Genomic DNA, 24556 nt, shown 5'->3' with positions numbered 1-24556 from the left:
GCAGGAGACGACAGTCGTGTCCTGCCCGCTTCACCCACTGCTCCATCCGCCCGCCGCATCCTCCGGGCGAGACGTGACGACAGATGACGTTCAAACTTTTCACGCTTCTTCTGCAGGCGGCGGTGTCGACCATCGGCATCAGCCTGGTCTCGATTGCGATCGGATTCGTCATCGCGATCCTGCTTTCGGCCGCGACCCTGTCCGGCAAGACGATCTACTCGGCACCCGCACGACTGTTCGTCAGCTTCTTCCGCGGCGTGCCGCTGCTTGTCCAGCTGTTGCTGATCTACACGCTGCTGCCGGCGATCGGTCTCAATGTGCCCAGCATCGTCGCGGCGATTATCGGATTGTCGCTCTGCACCGCGGCCTATCAGGCGGAAAACCTGCGCGGCGGCTTCTCCAGCGTGCCGAAAGGCTTGATCGAGGCTGCTGAAGTGACGGGGTTTAGTCCGCTGCAGATCTTTGCACGCATCCAGGTCCCGATCGCCCTGCGGTTGACGCTCCCGACGCTGGTCAACGAATCGATCATGATCCTCAAAGCATCGTCGCTCGTGTCGGTCGTGGGGATCATCGAGCTGACAAAGATGGCGCAGGATCTGGCCTCCAGCACCTACCAGCCGATCCCGATCTTCCTCAGTGCCGGACTGGTCTATTTCGTGATCTGCTCAACGATCGCTCTGCTCGGTCGATACGCGGAAAGATCCATGGCGAGGACTTCCGCATGATGTTCAATCCTCAGGTCATCATCGAAAAGCTGCCGGAACTCGGCAGCGGGCTGTTCGTCACGCTTCTGCTCTGGATCGCCGGCATTGCCGGTGGCGTCGTCATCGGCTTTCTCGTGGCAACCGCCCGCCGCTTCGGTGGATTTGCGACCAACGCGGCCCTCGGCTCTGTTGTCGAAGTGCTGCGCGGCACGCCCTTCCTGATCCAGATCTTTCTTCTCTATTACGGCGGTCCGTTCGTCGGTCTGATGCTGGATCCGATCCCCTGCGGCCTGATCGGTTTGACGGTGTACAGCGCCGCCTATTACAGCGAGATTTTCCGAGCCGGTTTTGCCGCCGTGCCTGTTGGCCATGTTGAGGCTGCCGGCTGCCTTGGCATGACGCGCCTGCAGACGATCCGCCGCATCCAGATCCCGGAAATGGCGCTGATCGTGCTGCCGCCGGCAGTCAATCTCTCGGTCATCCTGCTGAAGGAATCCGCCGTTCTGTCGATCATCACCGTGCCGGAACTGACGGCCACCGTCAGCGCCATCGGCTCGCAGCAATATGCCTATCTCGAGGCAATCTTCATTCTCGCTGTCGTCTACTGGGCACTTGTCGAGCTGACAGACCGGCTTGGCCGCGCCGCCGAACACCGGCTTTCCCGTTTGAGGTTTTCGAAAGCATGACCCTACCCGCCATCACCATCCGCAACCTGGTCAAGCGGTTCGGAGAAACGGCCGTTCTGCAGGATATCAATCTCGAAATACCCGAGGGCAAGGTTTCCTGCCTGATCGGCCCTTCCGGCTCGGGCAAGAGCACGCTGTTGCGATGCCTGGCGTTTCTGGAGGAATCAACCAGCGGCATGATCACCATCAACGGCGAGGCGCTGGGCTTTTTCGAAAAGCCCGAGGGCAAGCGCGAACGACTGCCACCGGCGCAGATCCGCGCTGTCCGCGCCCAAACTGGGATGGTCTTCCAGCAGTTCAATCTCTGGCCGCATATGACGGCGCTCGGTAATGTCAGCGAAGCCCTGAAGATCGTCCGGAAGCTGTCGAAGGCAGACGCCGAGGAAAAGGCCATGGCGCAGCTGCGCAAGGTTGGCTTGGAAAACCGCGCCGGCCATTACCCGTCGCAATTGTCCGGCGGCCAGCAGCAGCGCGTCGCCATCGCCCGCGCCCTGGCACTCGAGCCGAAGATCATGCTGTTTGACGAGGCGACATCAGCGCTTGACCCGGAACTGACGGGCGAAGTGCTGAAAGTGATGCGGGATCTTGCCGAGGAAGGCATGACCATGGTCGTCGTGACCCACGAGATCGGTTTTGCCGCGACCGTCGGCCAGCAAATCTCGTTTCTCGACCATGGCAAGCTGCTGTTTTCCGGCCCGCCCTCGGAAGTCTTTGCCAAGCCGCGCCATCCGCGTCTCGACCAGTTCCTCGATACCTATCTCGACCGCGGCGCAAGCATGCTCATCTGACGAGCCGTCAGAACCGCCGCGTCGGGCGGTCAAGCACGGTGCGGCCCATCAGGCTGGCGGTCAGATCCACCAAGAGCGTCGCCGTGCGGCCGCGTTCGTCGAGGAAAGGGTTGAGCTCGACCAGATCGAGGCTGGTGACGAGACCGCTGTCATGCAGCATTTCCATCACCAGATGCGCTTCGCGGAACGTAGCGCCGCCCGGCACCGTGGTGCCGACGGCGGGAGCGACCGAAGGATCGAGAAAATCCACGTCGAGGCTGACATGCAGCAGACCGCCCGCGGCCTCGACCTTTTCGATAAAGGAGCGCAGCACGGCGCCCACGCCGTGTTCGTCGATCGCGCGCATGTCATGCACGGTGATGTCACTCTTGTTGATCGCGGAGCGCTCCTGCGGATCGACGCTGCGGATGCCGATCATGCAGACATTGGCCGGATCGACCGGATGCGACAGCGGCGGGAAATACCCTTCAAAGCCCGGTTGGCCCGTGAAATAGGCAACGGGAACGCCGTGCAGATTGCCGCTGCCGGTCGTTTCCAGCGTGTGGAAATCCGTGTGGGCATCGACCCAGAGAACAAAAAGCGGGCGCTGCTTTTCCGACGCGGTGCGTGCCAGACCCGCAACAATTCCGGCCGACATCGCATGATCGCCGCCGAGAAAGATCGGCATGCCCTCGGCACTTTCGCGGTGGGCGATCTTCGTCAGCAGTTCGACCCAGGCGACGATCTGAGGAAGGCGGCGAACCGCCGTGTTGGGATGGGTGATATCAGAGACCGCCGGCAGTGCCAGATTGCCGAGATCGCTGACCTCATGGCCGAGATCGGCGAGCGCGCCGGCAAGCCCTGCCGTGCGCAACGCACTCGGTCCCATCTCGCAACCGAGCTGGGATGCTCCATCCTGAAGGGGAACGCCGATGAGTTTGCAATGCATGCTGTTTTTCCGTCGCTGACCGAATCTTGGGGCTCAAGACCTATCACGGAACGCGGCCGATAGGCAGCAGTCACCCTCATCCATGGAAAATCGGGCGGAGGAAGGAGCGGGTACGGGATATCCCGCTCCGTCCGATGTCAGAGTGCTGCGCGCTTGTCGTGTTTGGCGAGGCGTGCGAGCAGATAATCCACCTCTGCCTTGGCGGCGGCTGTCAGCATCTGTGCCGGCTTGCGCTGCGCATCGGACGCAATCACGCCGCGGCGCTTGAGCACGTGCTTGCGCACCGCGAGACCGATGCCGAGCTGCTGCTCATAGCGGATCAGCGGAAGATGCGCGTCGAACAGGTCATGCGCCTCGTCGCGTTTGCCAGCGGCAAAAAGCCCGACCAGCTCGGTCAGCATGTCCGGGAAACCGTAGCCGGTCATTGCCCCATCGGCGCCGCGCTCCGGCTCGAAATCAAGGAACATGCCGCCATTGCCGCAGAGGATGGAGAACGGCCGCAACTCTCCGGCTTTCTGCATGGCGCGAAGCTTCGAAATCTTCTCAAGACCCGGCCAGTCCTCATGCTTCAGCATCAGGCAGGAGGGATGGTTGGTGATGATCTTGGCGACCACGCTGGTTGCGATCACCGTGTTGAGCGTCAGCGGATAGTCCTGCAGCACCCACGGCACGTCTTCACCAACCGCTTCCACGGCGCCTGCAAAATAATTGATGGTCTGGTCGTCGGTCTTGGCGCCCTGCCCCGGCGCGATCATCACGCCTGCAGCGCCCATGTCCATGGAGGACCGAGCGAGCGACCGCATGGCGGCGAAACCGGGCGCCGACACGCCGACGATGATCGGCACCTTGGCACGGGAGACCACCCGCTTGATGATCGCCCGGCTTTCATCCGCCTCTAGCTTCGGCGCCTCTCCCATAATGCCGAGAATGGTAATGCCGGTGCAGCCGCTCTCCTGATAGAAATCGGTCAGCCGATCGACGGAATCGAAATCGATCGAACCATCCTCGTGAAACGGTGTCGCGGCAATGGCGTAGACGCCCTTGGTATCGGCGTTGAATGTCATGAAATATCTCCTCTCAGTATCGAATGAGCTGCAGGGTAATTCGCTCCAGGACCTCCGGTAATAGCAAAGGCCTGTCCGACTCCGGCTGTTCGACCGGTATCATGATGTGGACGAAGAACACCATGCCCGCCATCCCGATCGGCGGAGTTACGGTTTCAAGCCGCCCTCCGTCACCGATCTCGAAGCGAATCAGACCCGTTTGCCACCCTGGGCAACGAGACGTCCACCCTTGAACACACGCCTGTTGCCGGGGAACGCGACCACCGCTTCCGGAATATTGGCGGCCGAAAGCGTCACGAAATCCGCTTGTCCGCCGACCTCGATGCCATAGGACTCGATCCAAAGCGCCTTGGCGCTTTCCGACGTGACGATATCGAAAGCCGCCTTCAGGTCCTCATCGGTATAAAAGCCCGAGCGATAGCCGATGATTTCCGCCCGGTGCAGCATGTCGCCATCGCCATAGGGCCACCAGCTGTCGCGAATATTGTCGCTGCCGCTGAACACGGTGACGCCTTCTCGCCGCAACAGAGCGACCGGCGGGAAATTGTGGTTGCCCGGCGCATTGGTCATGATCGAAACGCCGCTTTTCGCAATCGTTGCGGCAATTTTGCGCGCCGCATCAGCGCCGAGATCCCCAAGCCCATAGGCATGGCTGATCGCGACATGGCCCTGCATGCCGAGCGCCACCGTGCGGGCGCAGATTTCCTCGATGGTAAACGCGCCCATGCTGCCGGAATCGTGGAGATGAATGTCGATATCGACACCGTGCTTTTCGGCAACGCCGAAGACCACATCGAGATGGCCGGTGACGTCACGATCGAAACTGGCTGGATCGAGACCGCCGACCAGATCGGCACCCAGCCCGATGGCCTCGTCCAGCAGCGCCGGTGTGCCGGGGCTCCTGAGGATGCCGCTCTGCGGAAAAGCCACCAGCTGGATATCGATCACATCCCTATAGTCCTCGCGAACCGCCAGGATTGTCTCCAGCGATTTCAACCCGACCGAACCATCGACCATCACGTGGCTGCGCATGGAAAGCGTGCCATTGGCGATGCAGAGATCGAGCTGATCGCGGGCCCGCTTGTCCATCGGCGCCGCGGCGGCCATGTTCTCCGCCTGGAAGGTGACCCGCTCCTGCACGTCGAAACCGTTGGTGCAGGGCCGATGCGGCATCCATTTATCGCCGTAGAAGCTCGTATCCAGATGGATGTGCCCTTCGACAAGACCCGGAACCAGCAACTCGCCGCCGATGTCGATGACCTCGGCAGAAGGAGTAACCGAGCCTGCGGCTTCGATCGTAGATATCCGCCCCGACTCGACGTGAATATCGCGCAGAACGCCCTCCGCCAGCCTGGCATTGGTGAAAACCGTCGTGCTTTTGGTCATGGGCTTCCTCAAATTCTAGCATCGTTTACAGCGTCGGGTCGGCGGCAACCCCCTGGTTTATACGGCTTATTGCCCGCTATGCGACCAATATCCGATCAAGATAACGGAGTTAGGTGTCGCGGCAGGCTTGCTCGCCAGAGATATCAATGCTTAAGATACTTTGCGTAGTCGGTGGCAAGAAAATTTGGCGTTGATACGGGCCGGGCATCACGGTGTTCATGGTGCTGGGGTTGATAGTGAAGCGGTGGCGCTATAGTTTGCCCATCGCAATTTCGCGGATTACATAGGAAACAGGTTTCTCATGGCGACAGGTACGGTTAAATTCTTCAACGACGACAAGGGCTTCGGCTTCATCACGCCTGAGAATGGCGGCCAGGACGTGTTCGTTCACGTTTCTGCTCTGCAGCGCGGCGGCTCGCTTCGCGAAGGTGACAAGGTCAGCTTCGAAGTCGGACAGGATCGCAAGACCGGTAAATCGAAGGCTGAAAACGTCTCGGTTCTCTAAGCGACGATAAAAAGCGCCTAGCCTGCTTTAGGGTGGGCTAGGCACATTCTGCGGGTTAATCCATCGGTTGTGCCGCCAAATATGGCTGGAAACCGAACCAAGTCTCACCGGTTCATTCGGCTGAGATCCAGTGCACGGTTGCGAATGATCGCCTCCATCGCGAAAAAGCCCGTCACCGTCGCGAGATCGAAATTCGTGATGAGCTTCTGATAAAATGCGTCATACCCGGATATTCCGCGGGTCACGACTTTGATCAGATAATCCCAATCTCCCCCGATCCTGTAAAAGTCGATCACCTCCGGCAGGCGATCGACATGCCTGCGAAAATCGTCAGCCCATTCCTTGGAATGGTGGCGTGTGCGAATCATCACAATGACCGTCAGATCGAAGCCCAGCAGGTCGAGATCGATCTCGGATCGGGCATTGCCGATGATCCCGCTTGCCTGCAGACGCTGCAGCCTGCGCCAGCATGCATTTTGCGAAAGTCCGACATGCTCTGCCAAATCACGCTGCGACAAGGCCGAGTTGCGTTGCAGGCTCGTGAGGATCCGTAGATCGATTTCATCGAAATTCAGGTCTTTCTCGATCATGTGACACAGTTCCTGGCAAAATCAGCGCAAGTATGGTGAAGAATTCAGACCCTGCTTCAGTTTATAATCGCAGTCAACTCGTCAAGGAGATCGACAATGCGCCAGCTGGCTGACTGCATGCCACGAACCGAACCCGAAACTGCTCTTCAGGGATTTCGTCGCAGTCTGGCTGTCGCCGATCCGATTGCAGCACTGACCTCGGGAATGATTGGCGCATCCGCCAAGGTGGACGGGCCATACGGCCTGAAGGATCTCATCTATGCCGATTATGTGGCGTCAGGACGGGCGCTCCGGCAGGTGGAAACCTTCGTTCTTGAAGAGGTCCTGCCTTACTATGCCAACAGCCATACGGAAGCGTCCTTTTGCGGAGCGATGATGACCCGCATGCGCCGTGAAGCGCGTGCCACTATCGCCGAATGCTGTGGCGCCGACAGCCGCCACGCGGTGATCTTTGCCGGATCCGGTGCAACGGCCGGCATTAACCGCCTGGTCAAGTTGCTCGGCGTCGAGGATGCGGTCACTACCGGCAAACCCGCCCGCGTCATCATCGGCCCCTACGAGCATCATTCGAACATCCTCCCCTGGCGGGAAAGCGGCGCTGAGATCATCGAAATTCAGGAAGGTTGCGATGGAGGCCCTGACCTCATCCTCCTGGAAAAGGCTCTTAAGGACAGCAGGGACGTTCTGACGATCTGCTCGTTTTCGGCCGCATCGAACATCACCGGTATCATGACGGATATCGAAGCGGTCACCCGGCTCGCAAAATCGGCAGGCGCAAAGATCCTCTGGGATTTCGCCGGCGCAGGTCCCTATATCCCAATCACGATGACACCGGCCGAAGGCGCCGAGATCGACGCCATCGTCGTATCGCCCCATAAATTCCTCGGTGGCCCCGGTGCCTCCGGTATCCTCGTGGTCAGACGCGATGCAGTCGTCACTACAAAACCCTCTTGGCCAGGCGGCGGCACCGTCAAATTCGTCTCCCCGACGGGCCACGATTACAGCGACAATATCGAAGCGCGCGAAGAAGCCGGAACCCCCAACGTCATCGGCGATATTCGCGCCGCACTCGCATTCATGGTCAAGCACGCAATCGGCCTTGAGAGAATTGCGAGCCTGAACGAGGATTTCACCGCGCGCGCGCTCAAGGCTTGGCAGGGCGTCCCCCAGATCGAGCTGCTGGGCTCAATGACAATGTCGAGACTACCGATTTTTTCCTTCCGCATCAGGGATGGAAAGGGCGGCTACGTGCACCAGCAACTGATCACCCGCATGCTCTCGGATCGTTTCGGCATCCAGGCCCGCGGCGGCTGCGCCTGCGCCGGCCCCTATGTCCACCGCCTCCTGTCGATCGACGAAGAACAGTCAGAGCGGATCAGGCAATCGATCCGGAACGGCAACGAAATCGAGAAACCGGGTTTCACCCGGCTCAATCTGAGCGTTCTCCATTCCGAGGAAAAAGTCAGGTTCATCCTTGAAGCGGTGATCCAACTCGCCCGGGATGCCCCTTCCCATACAGCGTCATACATGGTCGATCGCAGCCGGGCGATATTCTCGCCCCTCGCTCAACCGTTGGAGGCGACGGCATAGGCTTTTGCCAAACGCCTCCCGTTTGGCGTGCCCACCCGGCCGCCTTGCGGGTACGACCCCCGTGACATAGCGCGACCTACCGGCGGAGGATGACGCTTTCGTGCTCATGTTGATCAGGCGCTGGTCATGATTCCTGGCTCCGAGGGTGAGGCGAACTCTTTCGCGGAAAGCGCGCGCGAACCGTCAGGTCAGCCTTTGCAACGTCAGCGCGATCGGGCCCTTCGCGCGCACATTTTTCTTTTTTGAAAACCATTTGACTAAATACGTGACCGCTGACACACTTTCGTCATTCGGAGACATTCGAAATGGCGCTGCGCGGTACCAACCAGGAATCCGGAAGGCCCTACAACAGACGGATCGTCTTGGAAGCGATCCGCCTGACTGGTCCGACGACGCGTGGCGAAATTGCCGAACGGGTTCACCTCACCGTACAGACTGTCTCCACCATTGTCCGGGAACTCGAAGAACAAGAGCTCATCGTCTCGGTGCGCGAAAAGCCTCGGGGCCGCGGTATTCCGCCCTCGAAGCTGACCGTCAATCCGGAGGGTGGGCATGCGGTCGGCATTCACCTGACGCCGCTTGGCATCGACGTTGCCTTGGTCAATCTGCGCGGTGATGTCGTCGAGAGCCGCCACCGCAGCGCGTCCAACCCGAAACCGGACGAAGCCTTCGCTCTGATTGGCGAGATGGTGGACGAACTCAAGGCAAGCCCATGCCGCGGCCGCCTGCTGGGCGTCGGACTGGCTTTGCCCGGGCCGTTCGACGTGGAATCCATCAGCTTCGTTGGCCCGACAACGATGACCGGCTGGAAAGACGTCGACATCAATTCCCGCCTCACAGAGGCGACAGGTCTGCCGGCCTTTATGGAAAACGACATGGCGGCAGCGGCGCTCGGCGAGCAGCTCTACGGTCTCGGCCAACAGATTTCGGATTACTATTACCTGTTCTTCGGCGTCGGCCTTGGCGGCGCGATGATGCATGACGGGACAGTGATGCGCGGCGCCTGGGGCAATGCCGGCGAAATCGGCCATATCCCCGCCGTTCCCGATGGCGAGCCCTGCCCCTGCGGCAACAATGGCTGCCTTGAGCGCTATCTTTCGCTCGAGGCCTTCACGCGGCGAGGCCTGCCCGAGGCCGAATGGGTCCGCGAGATCGCGCCGATCTTTCGCAATGCCATCCGCACGATCGAGAACCTTTTCGATCCAGAGACTGTCGTGCTCGGTGGCCTGGCGCCGCAGTCTTTGATCGAGCAGCTTGCCGCACTGGCCGACGGCCTGAGCAATTCGGTTTCCGCCCGCACCAACCGCCCGCATCCACGTGTCGTCGTCGCCAGTGACTGCCAGCATTCGGCACTCCGAGGCGCAGCCGCGCTAGCCGTTTTCGGCGTCCTGTCGCCGCGCTTCGGCCAGATGTTCGAGACTTCAGAGAAGGGGACTGTCGAATGACCGAAAAACTGCTTGTCCTGAATGATATCCGCAAGAATTTCGGCGCGATCGAAGCGCTGAAGGGCATCAGTTTCTCGATCGGAAAGGGAGAAGTGGTCGCCCTTCTCGGCGACAACGGCGCAGGCAAGTCCACGCTTGTGAAGATCATCTCGGGTGGTCTGCAACCCACGTCAGGTCAGATGCTCTTCGAAGGCGAAGAGTTCGAGGCAAAGACGCCTGCCGAGGCCAAGGCAGCCGGCATCGAGACGGTCTACCAGGACCTGTCTCTCTGCACCAATGTGGACGTCGTCGCCAATTTCTTCATGGGCCGCGAGATCACCCGCAAGATCGCGGGCATCCCCTTCCTCGATGAGCGTGCGATGGAGGAAATCACGACCAAGGCACTGACCAGTGCCGGCACCCGCATTCCCTCCATGCGCACCAAGGTCGAGCATCTGTCCGGCGGCCAGCGGCAGGCGATCGAGCTCAATCGTTTGCCCATTGGGGTGGCAAGCTCCTCTTGCTGGACGAGCCGTTTGCCGCACTTGGGGTCGAACAGACGCGGCGGGGATTGGACATGATCCGCCATGTCGCCAGCCAGGGCATCGGTGTCGTCATCATCACCCACATCATGCAGCAGGCCTTTCAGGTCGCAGACCGCATCGTCGTCATCCGCCACGGCGTCGTCGCCGGCGATGTCGACAGAACCAAGACAAGCCCGGATGCAGTGATCGAAATGATCACAGGGCAAACCCTCACCGGCGCCGGACCGGTGGGCAAACAATGACAAGGGGTCCGGCGTAAAACTGGAGAGAACGATCATGAGACGAATAATGCTAAGCTTGCTGAGCGTTTTGGTGCTCGGCCTTTCAATGCTCACAACGGCGGCCGCACAGTCCAAGGGTACGGTCTATTATCTTGTGCCGACACTGCTCGACGAATTCCAGACAGGCTCGGTCAGCGCCTTGGAAATGTTTCTGAAGCAGACCGGCTACGAGATGAAAACCCTTAACGCCGACAACAAGACTGACGCACAGCAGTCGCAGATGAACGATGTCATCGCCTTGAAGCCGGCGGCGATCATCCTCGCCGCTGTCGACTTCAACGCATTGAAACCATCCATCGAGGCAGCCCGTGCGGCCGGTATTCCGGTCTTCGAGTTCGACCGTCAGGTCACCTCGACCGTGTCAGACTTCACCTCGGTCGCCGGGACGATCGAGATCGGCCATGTTGCCGCGCAACAGGCTGAAGCGATGCTCAAGGCGAAGAATGGCGACGTGAAGGGCAAGATCCTGCAGGTTCTGGGCGACCCTGGCGATCCCTACACGCTCGATATCCAGAAGGGCTTCGAAGAGAAGATGAAGGCCTTCCCGAAGGTGACCATCATCTCTGTGCCCGCCATGCAGTGGGAAGCCAGCAATGCAGGGACGATCGTCTCCGATCAGATGCTGGCCAATCCCGATATCAACCTGATCTTCCTGCATGCAGCCCATCTTTCGGTTGCAGCCGTCGCCTCTTTGGAATCAGCCGGCAAGAAGCCAGGTGACGTCATGATGATGAGCTCGAACGGCGCTCCCGTCGGCCTCGATCTGATCCGCAAGGGCTGGCTCAATACCGAAGTCGAGCAACCGCTTTATGCCCAGGCGGCAGCCATTGCCATGTTCATGGACAAGATCGTCGGCAAGCAGGAAATTAAGGCCGGCGACTATGACGTGCTTGGCCTGAAAGGGGTCGTGACGAAGGAAGCCTGGGGGCCGAACATCAAGATCCCGGGTGCGGCGATCACCAAGGAGAATGTCGACAACCCGGCCTTCTGGGGCAACATGAAAGCGCCGACAGCCTCGATCAAATCCGTCGAATAACAACCCTTCATCCGGGGTCGAAAGACCCCGGACTCCTTCCCTCAAGTCCGGATTTGCCGCATGAAGCCCCGTACGCGCAAAAGTCTAGAATCTGTACTCGATAACCTCGTCTGGTTCATGCTCATCGTCGTGCTTGCCCTGTTTTCGGCCCTGATCCCGAACTATTTCCAGATCGGCATTTTCACAAACATCATCGAAGCGTCGAGCGTGCTGGGCGTGATGTCGATCGGCCTGGCTCTGGTGATCATCGCCGGCCATATGGACCTTTCGGTAGAATCCGTTGCCGCTTTGGCGGCCATGGCGGTCGGCATCCTTTTCTGCTCGGCAGGGATCGGCATGGGGATCAAGCTCTCACCGCAATGGCTGATGATCCCAGCGTCACTGCTCGTTGCCTGCGGGATCGGCGCATTGATCGGTCTCTTCAACGGCTTCCTTGTCGTGAAACTCAAGATGAGCGCCTTCATCATCACGCTTGCCTCCTTCATTTGGGTGCGCGGCATCGTGCTGGCGGTTTCCGGCGGGCGCTCCGCCCAGGATCTGGATCCGGCCATCCGCTGGTTCGCCATCGAGCGCGTGGCTGGCATTCCGCTGTCAGCCTGGATTGCGATTGCCTGTTTCGTGGTCTTTTCGGTGCTGATGGCCAAGACGCCATTCGGCCGGCACCTGGTAATGATCGGCGGGAACGAGACCGCCGCTTACCGCGCCGGCATTCGCGTCACCCGCAACTTGATCATCGCCTTTGTACTGGCAGGCGCCATTGCCGGCCTGGCTGGATGGCTGCTTGCCATACGCACATCAGGCGCCACGGCAAACCTCGGCGTTGGGCTGCTGTTCAACGCCTTTGCGGCAGTCGTCATCGGTGGTGTCAGCCTCAAGGGCGGTGTCGGTGCGCTGCCCGGCGTCTACGCCGGAGTGCTGCTCCTCTCGTCCATCAACACCGCCATCAACCTGATGGGTCTGCCGGCAAACTATACCCAGGTCATCCACGGCTTCCTGGTGCTTGCAGCGGTTCTACTCGATACGTTCAAACAAAGGCTCCGCCAGAGGCTCGCATGACAGACAGATTGAAAGACAAGGTGGCGCTGGTCATCGGCGCATCGCGCGGCATCGGCAAGGCAATCGCCGTCCGCTTTCAGGAGGAAGGCGCAAAGCTGGTACTGGCCGATTCCGAAGCTGACGAAGGCAAGGCGGCAGCCGATGATCTCGGTATCGACTTCGTCCACACCGACATCTCGAAGATGGAAGACGCCGTTGCTGCGGTCGAGTTCACACTCGAACGTCACGGGCGGCTCGACATCATCGTCCAGAACGCCGGCATCTATCCGTGGCAGCTCATCGAGAATACGTCTCCGGAAGACTGGGACAGCGTGATGGGGGTCAATCTGCGCGGATGCTTCAACGCCGCGCGCGCCGCGCTGACGCCGATGAAAAACCAGGGCTCGGGGCGTATCCTGTTTACGTCATCCATCACCGGCCCGCATGTTACAAGCCCGGGCCATGGCCACTATGCGGCGAGCAAGGCTGGCATCAACGGCTTCATTCGTTCGGCAGCGCTGGAATTCTCGTCCTATGGCATCAATGTCAATGGCGTCGAGCCCGGCAACATATTGACGGAAGCGATCCAGCTGCATCGTAGCGCCGCCTTCATCAAGAACATGGAGGACGCAATTCCGCTCGCCCGCCTCGGCTCGCCGCGCGACGTTGCCAATGCTTTCCTGTTTCTCGCCTCCGACGATGCGAGCTATGTGACCGGCACCACCATTGTCGTCGATGGCGGACAGCTCCTGCCGGAAGGCGCGGACTTCAGGCTCCTGCCACCCTGATCATTTCCAGCATCCGGGACCAGCTCTGTGTCGATCGTCGACGACCTATCCGTCATCCGTTTGCCGACGGGATGCGGGAAACCTCGGCCAAGGCAGAGCGGGTCGCCTGATGATGTCGCCTTTGCCGATAGGCATGGAACTGCGTATCGGCAATAACACCCACCAGAATGACCGCACCCATCACCGCAAAATTGAGCGATGAGGGAATGCCGAGCAGGTTGACGAGGTTCTGGAGGACCTGAAGCAACACGACCCCGAGCACCACCCCGACGATCGAGCCTTCCCCACCGCGCAGGGAAAATCCGCCGAGGACCGCAGCCGCGATGGCATAGAGCTCGTAGAAATTCCCATGCGACGAGGGCTGGACGGACTTCGTGTACATGGCGAAGAAAATGGCCGAGACGCCCGTCAGGAAGGAACAGAGAACATAAGCCGTGACGATCACGCGCTTTGTATTGATCCCGCAATAACGAGCCGCCTCCTCGTTCTTTCCGACGGCCAGAAGATGACGTCCGAAAACGGTTCGGTGCAGGAGAAACCATGCAAGCACCGCAAACACGGCAAAAGCCATGACGGAATGGGGAACGCCCGCTGTTCGTCCGACGAACAGATATTCGAGCATGGGAAGATCCGTCCCAAAGGTAAAGCCGGCCGTCCCGTCCCTCGTGTAGAAGCGCGCTATGCCTCGGTAGATCAGCAGACCGCACAGTGTGACGACGAAGGGCTGCAGCTTGAGCCGTGTAATGAGCCAGCCATGCAGCAATCCGATCACAACCGACAGGACCAGCACGATCGCAAAGGCGACAGGCCAGGGAACGCCATGCGAGGCGATCAGGTCGATGAAGATGACGCCGAGAAGGGCGATGACGGAGCCGATCGAAAGCTCGATCCCTGCAGTGACGATGACGAAGGCCTCGGCAATCGAAAACAGCCCGAACAGTCCAATCAGATTGGCTGTGTTGGCAAGATTGACCGGAGAAATGAAACGCGGATTGACCAGTGTCACGATGGCGCCCACGGTCAGAACGAGGACGGCAAGGCCGATGTCTTTCTTGTGCATGCCAATCTCCTATCCGACCGCCAGACTGAGGATCGATTCTTCGGACAGATCCGCCCGCGACAGGATGCCGGCAATGGCCCCGCGCCGCATCACCGCCACGCGCGTCGAGACGCCGATGACTTCTTCCATATCGGACGAGATCATCAGCACCGCGGCTCCGCCTTCCGCGAGATCGCGCATGAGGCGGTAAACCTCAGCCTTTGCTCCGACATCGATGCCTCTCGTCGGCTCGTCGAGAATGATGAGCCTGGGATCGAGCCCGAGCCACTTTGCCAGAACGACCTTCTGCTGGTTGCCGCCCGACAATTCGCTGACCGCACGGTCGAGCCGCGGCGCACGGATCGATAGCCGGCTGCGGGACCGATCAGCGATCTCCATTTCGGCCCCGCGATCGACGAAGCCAGCGGTCGCGATCTCCGAAAGGTTCGGCATCACCACGTTTTCAGAAAGAGAGAAGTCGAGGAACAGTCCCTCACCCTTGCGGTCTTCCGGCACCAAACAGATGCCGGCGGCGATTGCTGCAGGCACCGATCCGGATGCGACCGGCTTGTCGTTCATCTCGACACGGCCGCCCTGGACGGGATCGATGCCAAAGATCGCGCGCGCAAGTTCCGTCCGACCTGCGCCGACCAGACCGGCAAGGCCGAGAATTTCCCCGCCTCGAACCTCGAGATCGACCGGGGCCTGCGGATAGGCTTCGGTTTTGAGATTTCGTGTCCGAAGCACCACCGGCCCCTGCCTTACATGCGGGGGCGTGTAGAATTGCGTCACATCGCGGCCGATCATCAATCGCACCATAGCATCTCGATTGATGCTGCCGCTTCGGAGCTCCCCGGCATTTCGACCGTCCCTGAGCCCAACCACCCGGTCTGCGACGGCTTCGACTTCGGCAAGGCGATGGGTAATAAACAGGATGGCCACTCCATCTGCCCGCAACCGGCGCACCACATCGAGCAACCGTTGGGTTTCCGCAAGCGTAAGGCTCGATGTCGGTTCGTCGAGGATCAGAAAGCGGACATTGGTCGAGAGCGCCTTGGCGATTTCCATCAGCTGCTGGTCCGCCAGCGAAAGTTCCGAAGCCTGGGTGGATGGCTGAAAGCGAGCGCCCAGCATGTCGAGCAGTGGTTTCACCCGCCTAGCCATGGCCGCATGGTCGATAAAACCGAAGCGGCGGCTGCGCGGCTCACGGCCCAGGAGAACGTTGCCCGCCACATCGAGATTGAAAAATGGGTTGAGCTCCTGGTGCACGAACGCGATGCCACGGGCCAAGGCCTCGGCGGGTGTCAGATGGGACGCCGTCTTCCCATCGATGACGATCTCACCTTCATCGGGCACGATCGTGCCCCCAAGCACCTTCATGAGCGTGGATTTTCCAGCACCGTTTTCGCCGATCAACCCGACAACTTCACCGCCCCGGATGCCGAGCGACACCTGATTGAGCGCCACAGCGCTTGGATAGACCTTGGTGATGCCGATGAGATCAAGAGATATGCGGGCGGCAGCTGTCATCTGGCGTGAACCTCGAATGCGTTGAGGGCCAGCGCGCAGCCCGAAAGATCCGCGCTGGCCGCGTCCAGGCGCGTATTACCCGCCCATCCGCGCCTTGAGCTGCTTCTCGAACGCATCGACATTCGCCTTGTCGATGACTTTGGTCGGCACGATGATCAATCCATCTGCCGGCACTTTCGACTTGTCCCCCTTCAGGTACGCCGCCATCAGCTTCATCCCCTGGTAGCCCCATTGATAGGGGTCCTGAACGACCGTGCCTGCAAACTCGCCTTGCCGCACGGCTCCGAGCGTGATCGGATCTTCATCGAAAGCGATCACCGTGATGTTCCCGAGCTTTCCGGCCGCTTTCAACGCTTCATAGATCTTTGGTGGATTGTAGGAATAAAAGCCCACCATGCAGGTGATGTCCGGATTTGCCGCGAGGACATCGTCGACATTGGACCGCGCGCGGGCAAAATCGACGTCATCGCCCCGCACATCGACGAGTTCGATCGACTTGCCCTTCACGGCCTGGCGAAAACCGTCGATCCGCTCCCTGGCGTTATCAGCGCCAAGGAAGCCGACAAATCCCATACATTTACCACCCTTGGGGAGCGCCTTGACCGCGATTTCCCCCGCCTGGATGCCGGCCTGGGTATTGGACGAACCCAGATAGGCGATGCGCTTCGACTGCGGCGCATCGCTGTCCGTCGTGAAGAGCGGAACCTGCGCTGCGATGCGGTTGAAGGCATCGACGGAATTCTTCGGGTCAGCCGACGAGATCATGATTGCGTCGGTCCCCGCAGCCACGAGGTCATCCATCAGGGCGTTCTGCAGTGCAGCCGTGCCCTGCGTGGGATAACGGAACTGCAACTCGAAATCCGGAAGCTCGGTCTGCGCCGCCTTGACCCCTGCCTCAGCCAGCTTCCAGAAATCGGAAGCGGCATTGACAACGAAGGCGAGAGCCTTTTTCTCTGCGGCGACCGCTGGCATAGCCACCATGGTCGCCATGGCCACGAGGGCCGTGATCGTAATCCTTTTCATCTTGTCCTCCCGCAACCCACTCCTCCAGGGCTGCTCCAGGTTGAAGGGCGACAACCGAGCGATGCAAAGCCTCAGCCCGGTTATCGGGTCCGTTTCAGCGTCTGCGCCATGGGCGCCACGGCGCCGTCAGTTGGTCTTGCAGAAACCGGGATCTTCGGCGTTGCAGATGTCGAGGCCGGTAAACAGCGGATCATCCACCTTCTCGCCTTTGATCAGCTTAATCATCACGTCGGGTGCCTTGTAGCCCATCTCGAAGGGCCGCTGACCGACCTGCGCATGGCTGCGGCCCTCACGAAAGGCCTGGGTCTGCGGTGGCAGCGTATCCCCCGCCACGATCACCAGTTCCTTCGACTTCAGCTTGCTCATGACCTGGTCGGTGACCTGGGTATAGGCCTGTGGCGCGAACTGTGCCCACCCGCCGATCAGGATGAAGGCATCGAGCTTGGGATGGGCTGTAAAGACATCCGACATCTGCTGATTGGCGAGGTCCGCCTGGTCGTTGGTATAGACGGGGCATCCCTCGATTTCAGTCCAGCCGTTCTGTCCGCTCAGCCGCTTCACGTCCTTGGCTCCCGCAATCGTGTCACGGAAACCCTGGGCACGCGCATTGATGTTGGCGGCACCAACATTGCCGAGTTGCAGACACACCGTGCCACCCTTCGCCTTCAGCTTCTTCGTCTGCTCAGCCATCTTCACACCCATCAGATAATTGTCGGTGCCGAGATAGGTCTTGCGCAGATCATGGTCTTTCTCGAGGAAGTCCGCATCGACGGTCATGACGGGAATTTGCGGCGCGATCTGGCGCACGCGGTTCGCCATGGCCGGCGCGTTCGACGGCGAGATTGCAATCGCTGCAACACCGCGCGTCAGCAGATCGTCGACAATCTGGACCTCACCCGCTTCGTCGGCCGAAGAGGCCGGTCCCGTATAGAGGCACTCGTATTCGCTCTTCGGATTTTCCGACAGCCACTTCTTGCAGCCCAGATTGATCTGTTCGAAGAACGGATTGTCGAGCCCTTTGACGACGATGGCGAGTGTCTTTTTGCTCTCCGCAGCGCTCTCGCCGGCCAGCAACATGAGAATAGGTATTGCAGTGAATGCCAAATATCTTGTTTTCATTGCCTTTCTCCTCCTCCAAATCGCCGGCGAAACCCTCCTGCTCAGCCGGGATACCAAATGATGCGCGGATCATTTCCTGCACGCCTGTAGCTCCAGGCACGCTCGACAAGTCCTTCGACATCGATTTCCGGTTGCCAGCCGAGAACCATCCGGGCCTTTGAATTGTCGAGCCAGTTGCTGTGAAACGGTGTCGGGATGTCGCGGCGCTGCCGATCGCCGGAAGCCTCCAGGATACCGGCCAGCGCGCCGTAATCGACCGGCTGGTCCATGGCGACGTTGAACAGTTCTCCATACGCAGCCGGATTGTCCAGCGCGGCGATCATCGCATTGACGAGATCATCGACATGAAGAAAGCTGCGCTTGAGATAGGCGCCGCGACCATCCCGCATGGCAGGTATGGCCCGGCTCTTCCTAATCTCGTCGAGATCGTCCGCTCCCATCATCGCTGACCAGGGCGGCCCACCGAACTGATCAGGACCGACCTCTAGGGCGTAGCGGAAGTCGTCCTTTTCCATGATCCACGGCGCGCGAAGCGTGGTCCAGTTGAGACCCTCCTGGACCCCGAACTGTTCCACCATGGCCTCTTCCAGCACCTTGGTCAGGGCATAGACACCGCGATAGGCTCGCCTCGGCGACTGCTCCGTGATCGGTGCGCTGTAACCATGAAAAATGTGCCCAACGACACAATCACCGCTCAGCAGCATAAATTGCTGTTTCGCAGCCGAACGGCTGAAACCCTCCAGCAGGAGGTAGAGCCCCTTGAGAGCAACATCGATGGCCTGATCGGGCGTCTCTTTCACGGCAGCCAAGTGCAGCACATGCGTCACACCTTCGAGCGCCTTCCCGACAATCTGCGGATCTGCCATGGACCCCTTCACGACGGAGACACGGGGACCGGGTTCCAGGGCCCGGTTGTTGCAGAGCGCGACGACATTCCATTTCGCAAAGCGCGGATTGGAAAGGAAGGCGGGAAGGAAGGCTTGGCCCACCTTTCCGGTGGCGCCCGTCACGAGCAACCGCATCACCGCCCCCTTTTCGCTTTCAGGTTGAATAATTAATATTTGGTTATAATATTAAGTCAAGCATTATTGATACCCGTTTACGGGCGGGCAACGTGCAGGCTATGGTGCCGACAGAATGCCATCGTGGGATCAGCCGAGGGAGGGCGGAGCGTGTCACGGCTTTCATTGCATTCAATTTCAAAGAGTTACGGCGCAATACACGCGCTGTCGCGTGTCAGTGTCACCGTCGAACCAGGGGAGGTTCTGGGACTGATGGGGGACAACGGCGCCGGCAAGACGACGCTTGTCAAAATTATCGCCGGCAACTTCCCACCATCGACAGGAGAGATCCGCGTCGATGATCAACCGGTGACCTTTCACAACCCACGCGACGCACAGCGACACGGCATCGAGGTCGTCTATCAGGACCTTGCGCTGTGCGACAATCTCTCGGCTGCCTCCAATGTCTTCCTGGGGCGAGAGACCATGCGCAGCCTCGGGCCGCTGCGCTACATCGACTATGCCAAGATGAACCGCGTCGCAGCGGAGCTGTTCCGGCAACTGAAATCGGAAACGAGACCACGCGATTTGGTGCGCCGCATGTCCGGTGGCCAGCGCCAGGCGGTTGCGATCGCCCGCACGCTGCTGTCCGAACCCAAGATCGTCATCATGGACGAGCCGACCGCCGCAATCTCCGTCCGCCAGGTGGCCGAGGTTCTCGATGTCATTCGCAGGCTGCGTGATCACGGCATCAGCGTCATTCTCATCAGCCACCGCATGCCCGACGTCTTCGGTGTTTCGGACAAGATTGCGGTGCTGCGGCGCGGCGAACTCGTCGCCAGCAAACGCGCCGATCAGTCGTCGCCCGAAGAAGTGACAGGATTGATCACCGGCGCCATCGAAGCCGCTTGAAAGGAGATCGCCATGACCACATTGGATGACGTGATTGCCCGCAGCGAGCATCGAAGCTGGATCTCACGCGTATCGAGCCGGCAGCTGTTCTGGGTCTTTATCGCTGCGGTCCTTGCCTGCCTCGCGCTCAGCATTCTAACGGACAGCTTTGCAACAGAGCGCAATCTCTTCAATGTTGCGCGCAACTTCGCCTTCGTCGGCATCATCGCGATCGGAATGACGACCGTAATCGCCTCGGGCGGCATCGATCTGTCGGTGGGCTCAACCGTCGTGTTGAGTGCCATGGTGATCAGCGTCACCATGGAGGGTGGCATGCCCTTCCTCCTCGCATTTCCTCTTGCGCTGCTTGCAGCCCTCCTTGTGGGCGTACTGAACGGCGTGCTTGTCGCCTATGCCGGAATGCCACCCTTCGTCGTCACCTTGGGCACTCTTTCGGCCGCTCGGTCCCTGGCCATGGTCCTGTCGGACAACAAGATGATCTGGAATTTCGGCCCCGACCACGACCTGCTGATCTGGGTCGGCGGCGGCTCGACGCTGGGCATACCCCACCCCCTGTACGTCCTCGCTGCGCTAGCCCTTGTAATGTCGCTGGTCTTCAGGTGGACCCGATGGGGGCAGCATCTGCTTGCGATCGGCAGCAATGAGAACGCCGCCATCCTGACAGGCATCCCCGTGCGGCGCATGAAGGTGAGTATCTATGGCGTGTCGGCTCTCACCGCCGGGCTCGCCGGCGTTCTGATGGCTGGATGGCTCGGCAGCGTGACCACCAATCTCGGCCAAGGCATGGAGCTGACGGTGATTGCCGCGGCCGTCATCGGTGGTGCCAATCTGGCCGGTGGCGAAGGCAATGCGCTCGGTGCGGTCGTTGGAGCACTGTTGATAGAAGTTATTCGCAACTCTCTGATCCTGCTCGGCATCTCGACATTCTGGCAAGGAATGTTCATAGGTACCTTCATTGTGGTTGCCGTAGCCTTCGACCGTGTCCGGCACTTTCGATCCTGACACGGCACCATACCCCGGAAACCACGGTGTCCGACATGGAGAATGCCTTGAAACCGACGATGATGGACGTGGCCGCGCTGGCAGGCGTATCTCAGGCGACCGTTTCCCTCATTCTCAATGGCAGTTCCGGCGCCCGGTTCACCGAAGCCACCCGCAAGCGGGTCTTCGACGCGGCGGATCAGTTGGGCTATCGTCTCGCGAACAAGTCATCAGCCAGTTCCGGACCCGGCAGTGCGCCCGCCAACAAGGTAATCGTTTTTGCCGTCGACGAACTGACCACCGATCCATGGATGGCCCTTGCCTACGAAGGTGCCCGCGAAAAGGCACTCGAACTCGGGATTATCGTCACACTTGGCGTCTTCCGCAAAGGCGAGGACCCGGATGGCGGCATCTTTTCGATCTGTGACGGACAGGCACTTATCGGCTACATTTTCGGCACTATTTTGACCCGCAAGATCGATCCGCCGGAACCGCTTCTGAAGGTCCCCTCTGTGCTGGTCAACTGCTACGATCAAGAGCGTCGGCTTCCGTCCATCCTGCCGGGAGACGTCGCCGGCGGCCGGGCGGCGACGGAACGGCTGATCAGCGCCGGGCGCAAGCGGATAGCCCTGATCAACGGCCAGGAAGGTCTCGACAATCCGCGCGACCGCTTGCGCGGATACAAGCAGGCTCTTGCCAGCAACGATCTCTCCTACGACCCCGACCTCGTGCACTATGGCAACTGGGAACCGCCGTCCGGATACGAAAAGACGCATGCGCTGATGAAGCTGAAGAATCCCCCGGACGGGATATTCTGCGCGAACGACCTCATGGCGCTCGGCTGTATCGAAGCGCTGAACGAACTCGGCAAGTCTGTCCCGGAGGATGTCTCCGTCGTCGGCTTCGACAACAGAGACATTGCCCAGTTCACGATGCCGCCGCTGACAACCTTCCATCTCCCGATGTTCGAGATGGGCGTAATGGCCGTCGAGCTGCTTTCCGATATGGCTGGCGGGCTGACCAGCAATCACGACCAGCTGAAGGTGGAGTGCCGACTGGTCGCGCGCAGTTCTGCCTGAGCTTAAACTGGCTGCTGCAAGGTTCGCGGCCAATGGAATGACTTGCTGAGCAGAAAGGACCGCCGGCGCGTCAGCCGATCCCGAGCTCCAATGCAGCGTCTGTCGCCCTTCTGGCAAGTTCCTGAAAATGCGCCACCCGGCCGCTGGTTGACCTGAAATAGACGCCGACCTGACGGGTCTCACTCCAGCCCTCGATTTCCAGGAGATGAACGTCTTCTGCGTTGCGGAACTCCGCCTGTGCGTAGAGTTCGGGAAACAGCGAGCAGCCCATGCCGATCGACACCATTTGTCTGATCGCGTCCAGGCTGGTACCGGCATAGTCGTCAATGACAGTCGCGCCGGACGCCTTCGCCAGTCGCTGAACGCTCTCGAGCAACTGGTGTCCGCTTCCAAGCGCCAGCAGACGCTCGCCTTTCAGCTCTTGAACGGAGACAGCCCGACGTTTTGCAAGCCGATGGTCAGCGGGAACGCCCAGCAGCAGCCGCTCCCTGCCGATCGGCACGAACATCAGGGGCCGCTCGCCGAATAAGGGGCCGAGGCCACAGTCGAGCGTTCCTTCCGCGACAGCGGTTTCGATCGCAGCAGGACGATCTTCGACGATGTAGATCTTCAGATCGGGGTATTGTTTATGCAAGGACGGTAGGAACCTGGGCAGGAAATACGGCCCGAAAGTCGGCGGCGTGCCCAGCCTGATGACGCCGCCAAGCGCTGCGCTGTGCTTTGCGACGGTCTCGAGCAGATCGCCCACTGCGGCAAGCGCCACGCGGGCACCATGCACAAAACGTTCCCCGACCGGCGTGAGGAGAACCGTCGTCGACGTCCGCTCGAACAGCTGGACGCCCAGATTTTCTTCCACGATCCCCACTTGGACGGAGAGTGTTGGTTGCGAGACATGGCATTGCTTCGCGGCCTTTCCGAAATGACCGCATTCAGCAAGCGCGACGACGTATTCGAGTTGGCGAAGACTGGGGCGAAACGGCATGCTCAATAGTCGATCACTATCGAGACAATTTCAACAATCAATTGGCGCAATGACGATGGGATCGCCAGATCAGTCTTTGATCAAAGAGGAGGTCGAAGATGGAACTGGCTTCGACCTCGAAAGGCCATCGCGGCGCTCCGACTGAAACGCGCAAGCCCTCTTGATCACGATCCAGTTCCATCTGCTACCGCGGGTCCTGCGCCCGCGGTTTACTCCTTGTGCCCCTGTCCGGGCCCCTCTGGCGAGAGCTGCCGGTCCTCTCGCGATGTCGGACGCCGCATCCACCGTGAACGACCGGCTGGAGTGTTCACATGGACTTTGCATTCTTCTTCGCAGACTGGCTCGGCAAGCCCGTCTGGATGTGGCTCGGTTTCCTTTCGATCGTGGTTGCCCTTTTGGCCTTGGACCTCGGCGTTCTTCACCGCGACAACCGCGAGATTGGTGTCCGCGAGAGCCTGATCCTGTCTTCGATGTATATCGCGCTCGGTCTTGCGTTCGGCGGCTGGATCTGGTGGCAGCTCGGCGACGAGCAGGGGATGAACTACCTGACGGGCTTCGTGGTCGAGAAAACGCTGGCGCTGGACAACGTCTTCGTCATCGCGCTCATCTTCTCTTTCTTCGCAGTGCCGCGCAAATACCAGCACCGCGTCCTCTTTTGGGGCGTGCTGGGTGTGATCGTTCTGCGCGCCATCATGATCGGACTTGGCGCGACGCTGGTTTCGAACTTTTCATGGGTCCTCTATCTCTTTGCCGCCTTCCTCGTTATCACCGGCATCAAGATGCTGTTGATCGGCGACAAGGAACCCGAGATCGGCAACAATCCCATTGTCGGCTTCATGCGGCGCAGGTTTAACGTCACGGAAGAGCATCACGGTCAGGATTTCTTCGTCAAGAAGCCCCATCCCACGACCGGCAAACTGGTCTGGTTCATGACGCCGCTGTTCATGGCGCTCGTCATGGTCGAAATCGCCGACGTGATCTTCGCGGTCGACTCTGTCCCTGCGATCTTTGCGATCACGACCGATCCGTTCATCGTCTACACGTCGAATGTGTTCGCGATCCTTGGGCTGCGCGCACTGTATTTCGCACTCGCCGCGATGATCCATCGCTTTCGATATCTGAAGCCGGCGCTCGCAATCGTGCTGATCTTCATCGGCTCGAAAATCTTCGTCGCTGACCTCCTGGGTCTCGAAAAGTTTCCCGCTTCACTCTCGCTCGGTATCACCTTCGCTATCATCGCCTCGGGCGTTATCTGGAGCTTGGTGAAGACACGCGATACACGTGCCGGGAATACGGTCTGAGGGGGCGGGACTGGCGGCCACACCGTGCCCCTGTCTTGCAACCCATCAGTAGAGACTGCCGGATGCAGTGCAAACCCGATCGCATCCGGCGTCACCCGTCTTTGGCGGACACGGCGTATCGGCCGTCGATGCGGTTCGGTCAGGCTACAAACGCAAAACACCCGCAGCTTATGGCTACGGGTGTTTTTCGATAATGATGATTTGGTTGCGGGGGCAGGATTTGAACCTGCGGCCTTCAG

General features: G+C 60.0%; 23 protein-coding genes and 1 pseudogene. 14 read left to right on the top strand and 10 right to left on the bottom strand.

Annotated elements, in window-relative coordinates; genetic code table 11:
* Positions 1–83: 83 nt before the first annotated feature.
* Genes IFT59_RS00120 through IFT59_RS00110 form a run of 3 tightly spaced genes read left to right on the top strand, consistent with a single transcriptional unit; the run spans position 84 to position 2178 of the window.
* Positions 84–725, top strand: coding sequence for an amino acid ABC transporter permease (locus IFT59_RS00120; protein WP_184654669.1), 642 nt, complete (start codon positions 84–86; stop codon positions 723–725).
* Positions 722–1390, top strand: coding sequence for an amino acid ABC transporter permease (locus tag IFT59_RS00115; RefSeq protein ID WP_192085588.1), 669 nt, complete (start codon positions 722–724; stop codon positions 1388–1390). The genes IFT59_RS00120 and IFT59_RS00115 overlap by 4 nt, the downstream gene beginning before the upstream one ends.
* Positions 1387–2178 carry an amino acid ABC transporter ATP-binding protein gene (locus IFT59_RS00110; RefSeq protein WP_192085586.1) on the top strand — a complete coding sequence of 264 codons (792 nt, stop codon included), beginning with the start codon at positions 1387–1389 and terminating at the stop codon, positions 2176–2178. The genes IFT59_RS00115 and IFT59_RS00110 overlap by 4 nt, the downstream gene beginning before the upstream one ends.
* A 7-nt stretch (positions 2179–2185) precedes the next feature.
* Here IFT59_RS00110 and rocF read toward each other — a convergent pair whose 3' ends face one another.
* From rocF to IFT59_RS00095, 3 genes are all read right to left on the bottom strand, one after another.
* Complete coding sequence (gene rocF / locus IFT59_RS00105) at positions 2186–3106, bottom strand: arginase (RefSeq protein WP_192085584.1); 921 nt, start codon at positions 3104–3106, stop codon at positions 2186–2188.
* A gap of 137 nt (positions 3107–3243) precedes the next feature.
* Positions 3244–4170, bottom strand: a complete 927-nt coding sequence (locus IFT59_RS00100; RefSeq protein ID WP_192085582.1) for a dihydrodipicolinate synthase family protein — start codon at positions 4168–4170, stop codon at positions 3244–3246.
* Between the two features lie 189 nt (positions 4171–4359).
* A complete protein-coding gene (locus tag IFT59_RS00095) occupies positions 4360–5556 on the bottom strand; it encodes an amidohydrolase family protein (RefSeq protein WP_192085580.1) in 1197 nt (398 codons plus the stop codon).
* Positions 5557–5857: 301 nt separating this feature from the next.
* Here IFT59_RS00095 and IFT59_RS00090 point away from each other — a divergent pair, with 301 nt between their 5' ends.
* Positions 5858–6061, top strand: coding sequence for a cold-shock protein (locus IFT59_RS00090; protein ID WP_012760580.1), 204 nt, complete (start codon positions 5858–5860; stop codon positions 6059–6061).
* Positions 6062–6165: 104 nt separating this feature from the next.
* On the opposite strand, the gene IFT59_RS00085 is transcribed toward IFT59_RS00090, so the two are convergent.
* Positions 6166–6651 carry an Lrp/AsnC family transcriptional regulator gene (locus IFT59_RS00085; protein WP_062462056.1) on the bottom strand — a complete coding sequence of 162 codons (486 nt, stop codon included), beginning with the start codon at positions 6649–6651 and terminating at the stop codon, positions 6166–6168.
* Between the two features lie 96 nt (positions 6652–6747).
* On the opposite strand from IFT59_RS00085, the gene IFT59_RS00080 reads away from it, so the two are divergent.
* The 6 genes and pseudogenes from IFT59_RS00080 to IFT59_RS00055 all read left to right on the top strand — a co-directional run bounded on the left by IFT59_RS00080 (position 6748) and on the right by IFT59_RS00055 (position 13350).
* On the top strand, positions 6748–8241 hold the full coding sequence (locus tag IFT59_RS00080) for an aminotransferase class V-fold PLP-dependent enzyme (protein ID WP_192085578.1): 1494 nt from the start codon (positions 6748–6750) through the stop codon (positions 8239–8241).
* 305 nt (positions 8242–8546) lie between these two features.
* Positions 8547–9686, top strand: coding sequence for an ROK family transcriptional regulator (locus IFT59_RS00075; RefSeq protein WP_192085576.1), 1140 nt, complete (start codon positions 8547–8549; stop codon positions 9684–9686).
* A pseudogene (locus IFT59_RS00070) lies at positions 9683–10452 on the top strand (ATP-binding cassette domain-containing protein). Before IFT59_RS00075 ends, IFT59_RS00070 begins: the two are co-directional and overlap by 4 nt.
* 34 nt (positions 10453–10486) lie before the next feature.
* Positions 10487–11527: a sugar ABC transporter substrate-binding protein gene (locus IFT59_RS00065; RefSeq protein ID WP_192085574.1), complete on the top strand. Its 1041-nt coding sequence runs from the start codon at positions 10487–10489 to the stop codon at positions 11525–11527.
* 60 nt (positions 11528–11587) lie between these two features.
* A complete protein-coding gene (locus tag IFT59_RS00060) occupies positions 11588–12583 on the top strand; it encodes an ABC transporter permease (RefSeq protein WP_192085572.1) in 996 nt (331 codons plus the stop codon).
* The gene (locus tag IFT59_RS00055; RefSeq protein ID WP_192085570.1) at positions 12580–13350 is read left to right on the top strand and encodes an SDR family NAD(P)-dependent oxidoreductase; all 771 of its coding nucleotides are present in this window, start codon (positions 12580–12582) and stop codon (positions 13348–13350) included. The genes IFT59_RS00060 and IFT59_RS00055 overlap by 4 nt, the downstream gene beginning before the upstream one ends.
* 52 nt (positions 13351–13402) lie before the next feature.
* Here IFT59_RS00055 and IFT59_RS00050 read toward each other — a convergent pair whose 3' ends face one another.
* The 5 genes from IFT59_RS00050 to IFT59_RS00030 form a co-directional block, all read right to left on the bottom strand.
* Positions 13403–14410, bottom strand: coding sequence for an ABC transporter permease (locus IFT59_RS00050; protein WP_092659144.1), 1008 nt, complete (start codon positions 14408–14410; stop codon positions 13403–13405).
* Between the two features lie 9 nt (positions 14411–14419).
* Entirely contained in the window at positions 14420–15919 is a 1500-nt protein-coding gene (locus tag IFT59_RS00045; RefSeq protein WP_192085568.1) for a sugar ABC transporter ATP-binding protein, read from the bottom strand.
* Positions 15920–15994: 75 nt separating this feature from the next.
* The gene (locus IFT59_RS00040; protein ID WP_092660899.1) at positions 15995–16942 is read right to left on the bottom strand and encodes a sugar-binding protein; all 948 of its coding nucleotides are present in this window, start codon (positions 16940–16942) and stop codon (positions 15995–15997) included.
* Positions 16943–17068: 126 nt separating this feature from the next.
* A complete protein-coding gene (locus IFT59_RS00035) occupies positions 17069–18061 on the bottom strand; it encodes a sugar-binding protein (protein WP_092659140.1) in 993 nt (330 codons plus the stop codon).
* Positions 18062–18102: 41 nt separating this feature from the next.
* Positions 18103–19083: an NAD-dependent epimerase/dehydratase family protein gene (locus IFT59_RS00030; protein WP_192085566.1), complete on the bottom strand. Its 981-nt coding sequence runs from the start codon at positions 19081–19083 to the stop codon at positions 18103–18105.
* Positions 19084–19335: 252 nt separating this feature from the next.
* On the opposite strand from IFT59_RS00030, the gene IFT59_RS00025 reads away from it, so the two are divergent.
* Genes IFT59_RS00025 through IFT59_RS00015 form a run of 3 tightly spaced genes read left to right on the top strand, consistent with a single transcriptional unit; the run spans position 19336 to position 22034 of the window.
* Positions 19336–19974: an ATP-binding cassette domain-containing protein gene (locus IFT59_RS00025; RefSeq protein ID WP_244476247.1), complete on the top strand. Its 639-nt coding sequence runs from the start codon at positions 19336–19338 to the stop codon at positions 19972–19974.
* Between the two features lie 12 nt (positions 19975–19986).
* Positions 19987–20976, top strand: a complete 990-nt coding sequence (locus tag IFT59_RS00020) for an ABC transporter permease (RefSeq protein ID WP_092659134.1) — start codon at positions 19987–19989, stop codon at positions 20974–20976.
* A gap of 35 nt (positions 20977–21011) precedes the next feature.
* Entirely contained in the window at positions 21012–22034 is a 1023-nt protein-coding gene (locus IFT59_RS00015) for a LacI family DNA-binding transcriptional regulator (RefSeq protein WP_249407538.1), read from the top strand.
* A 70-nt stretch (positions 22035–22104) separates the two neighbouring features.
* On the opposite strand, the gene IFT59_RS00010 is transcribed toward IFT59_RS00015, so the two are convergent.
* Positions 22105–23016: a LysR substrate-binding domain-containing protein gene (locus IFT59_RS00010; RefSeq protein ID WP_192085564.1), complete on the bottom strand. Its 912-nt coding sequence runs from the start codon at positions 23014–23016 to the stop codon at positions 22105–22107.
* 311 nt (positions 23017–23327) lie between these two features.
* Here IFT59_RS00010 and IFT59_RS00005 point away from each other — a divergent pair, with 311 nt between their 5' ends.
* Complete coding sequence (locus IFT59_RS00005) at positions 23328–24317, top strand: TerC family protein (protein ID WP_192085562.1); 990 nt, start codon at positions 23328–23330, stop codon at positions 24315–24317.
* Positions 24318–24556 lie beyond the last annotated feature (239 nt).

Origin of the sequence: Rhizobium sp. CFBP 8752 (assembly GCF_014842035.1) — a bacterium.
Taxonomy (GTDB): domain Bacteria; phylum Pseudomonadota; class Alphaproteobacteria; order Rhizobiales; family Rhizobiaceae; genus Neorhizobium; species Neorhizobium soli.
This window is presented reverse-complemented; position numbering and strand designations above follow the sequence as displayed.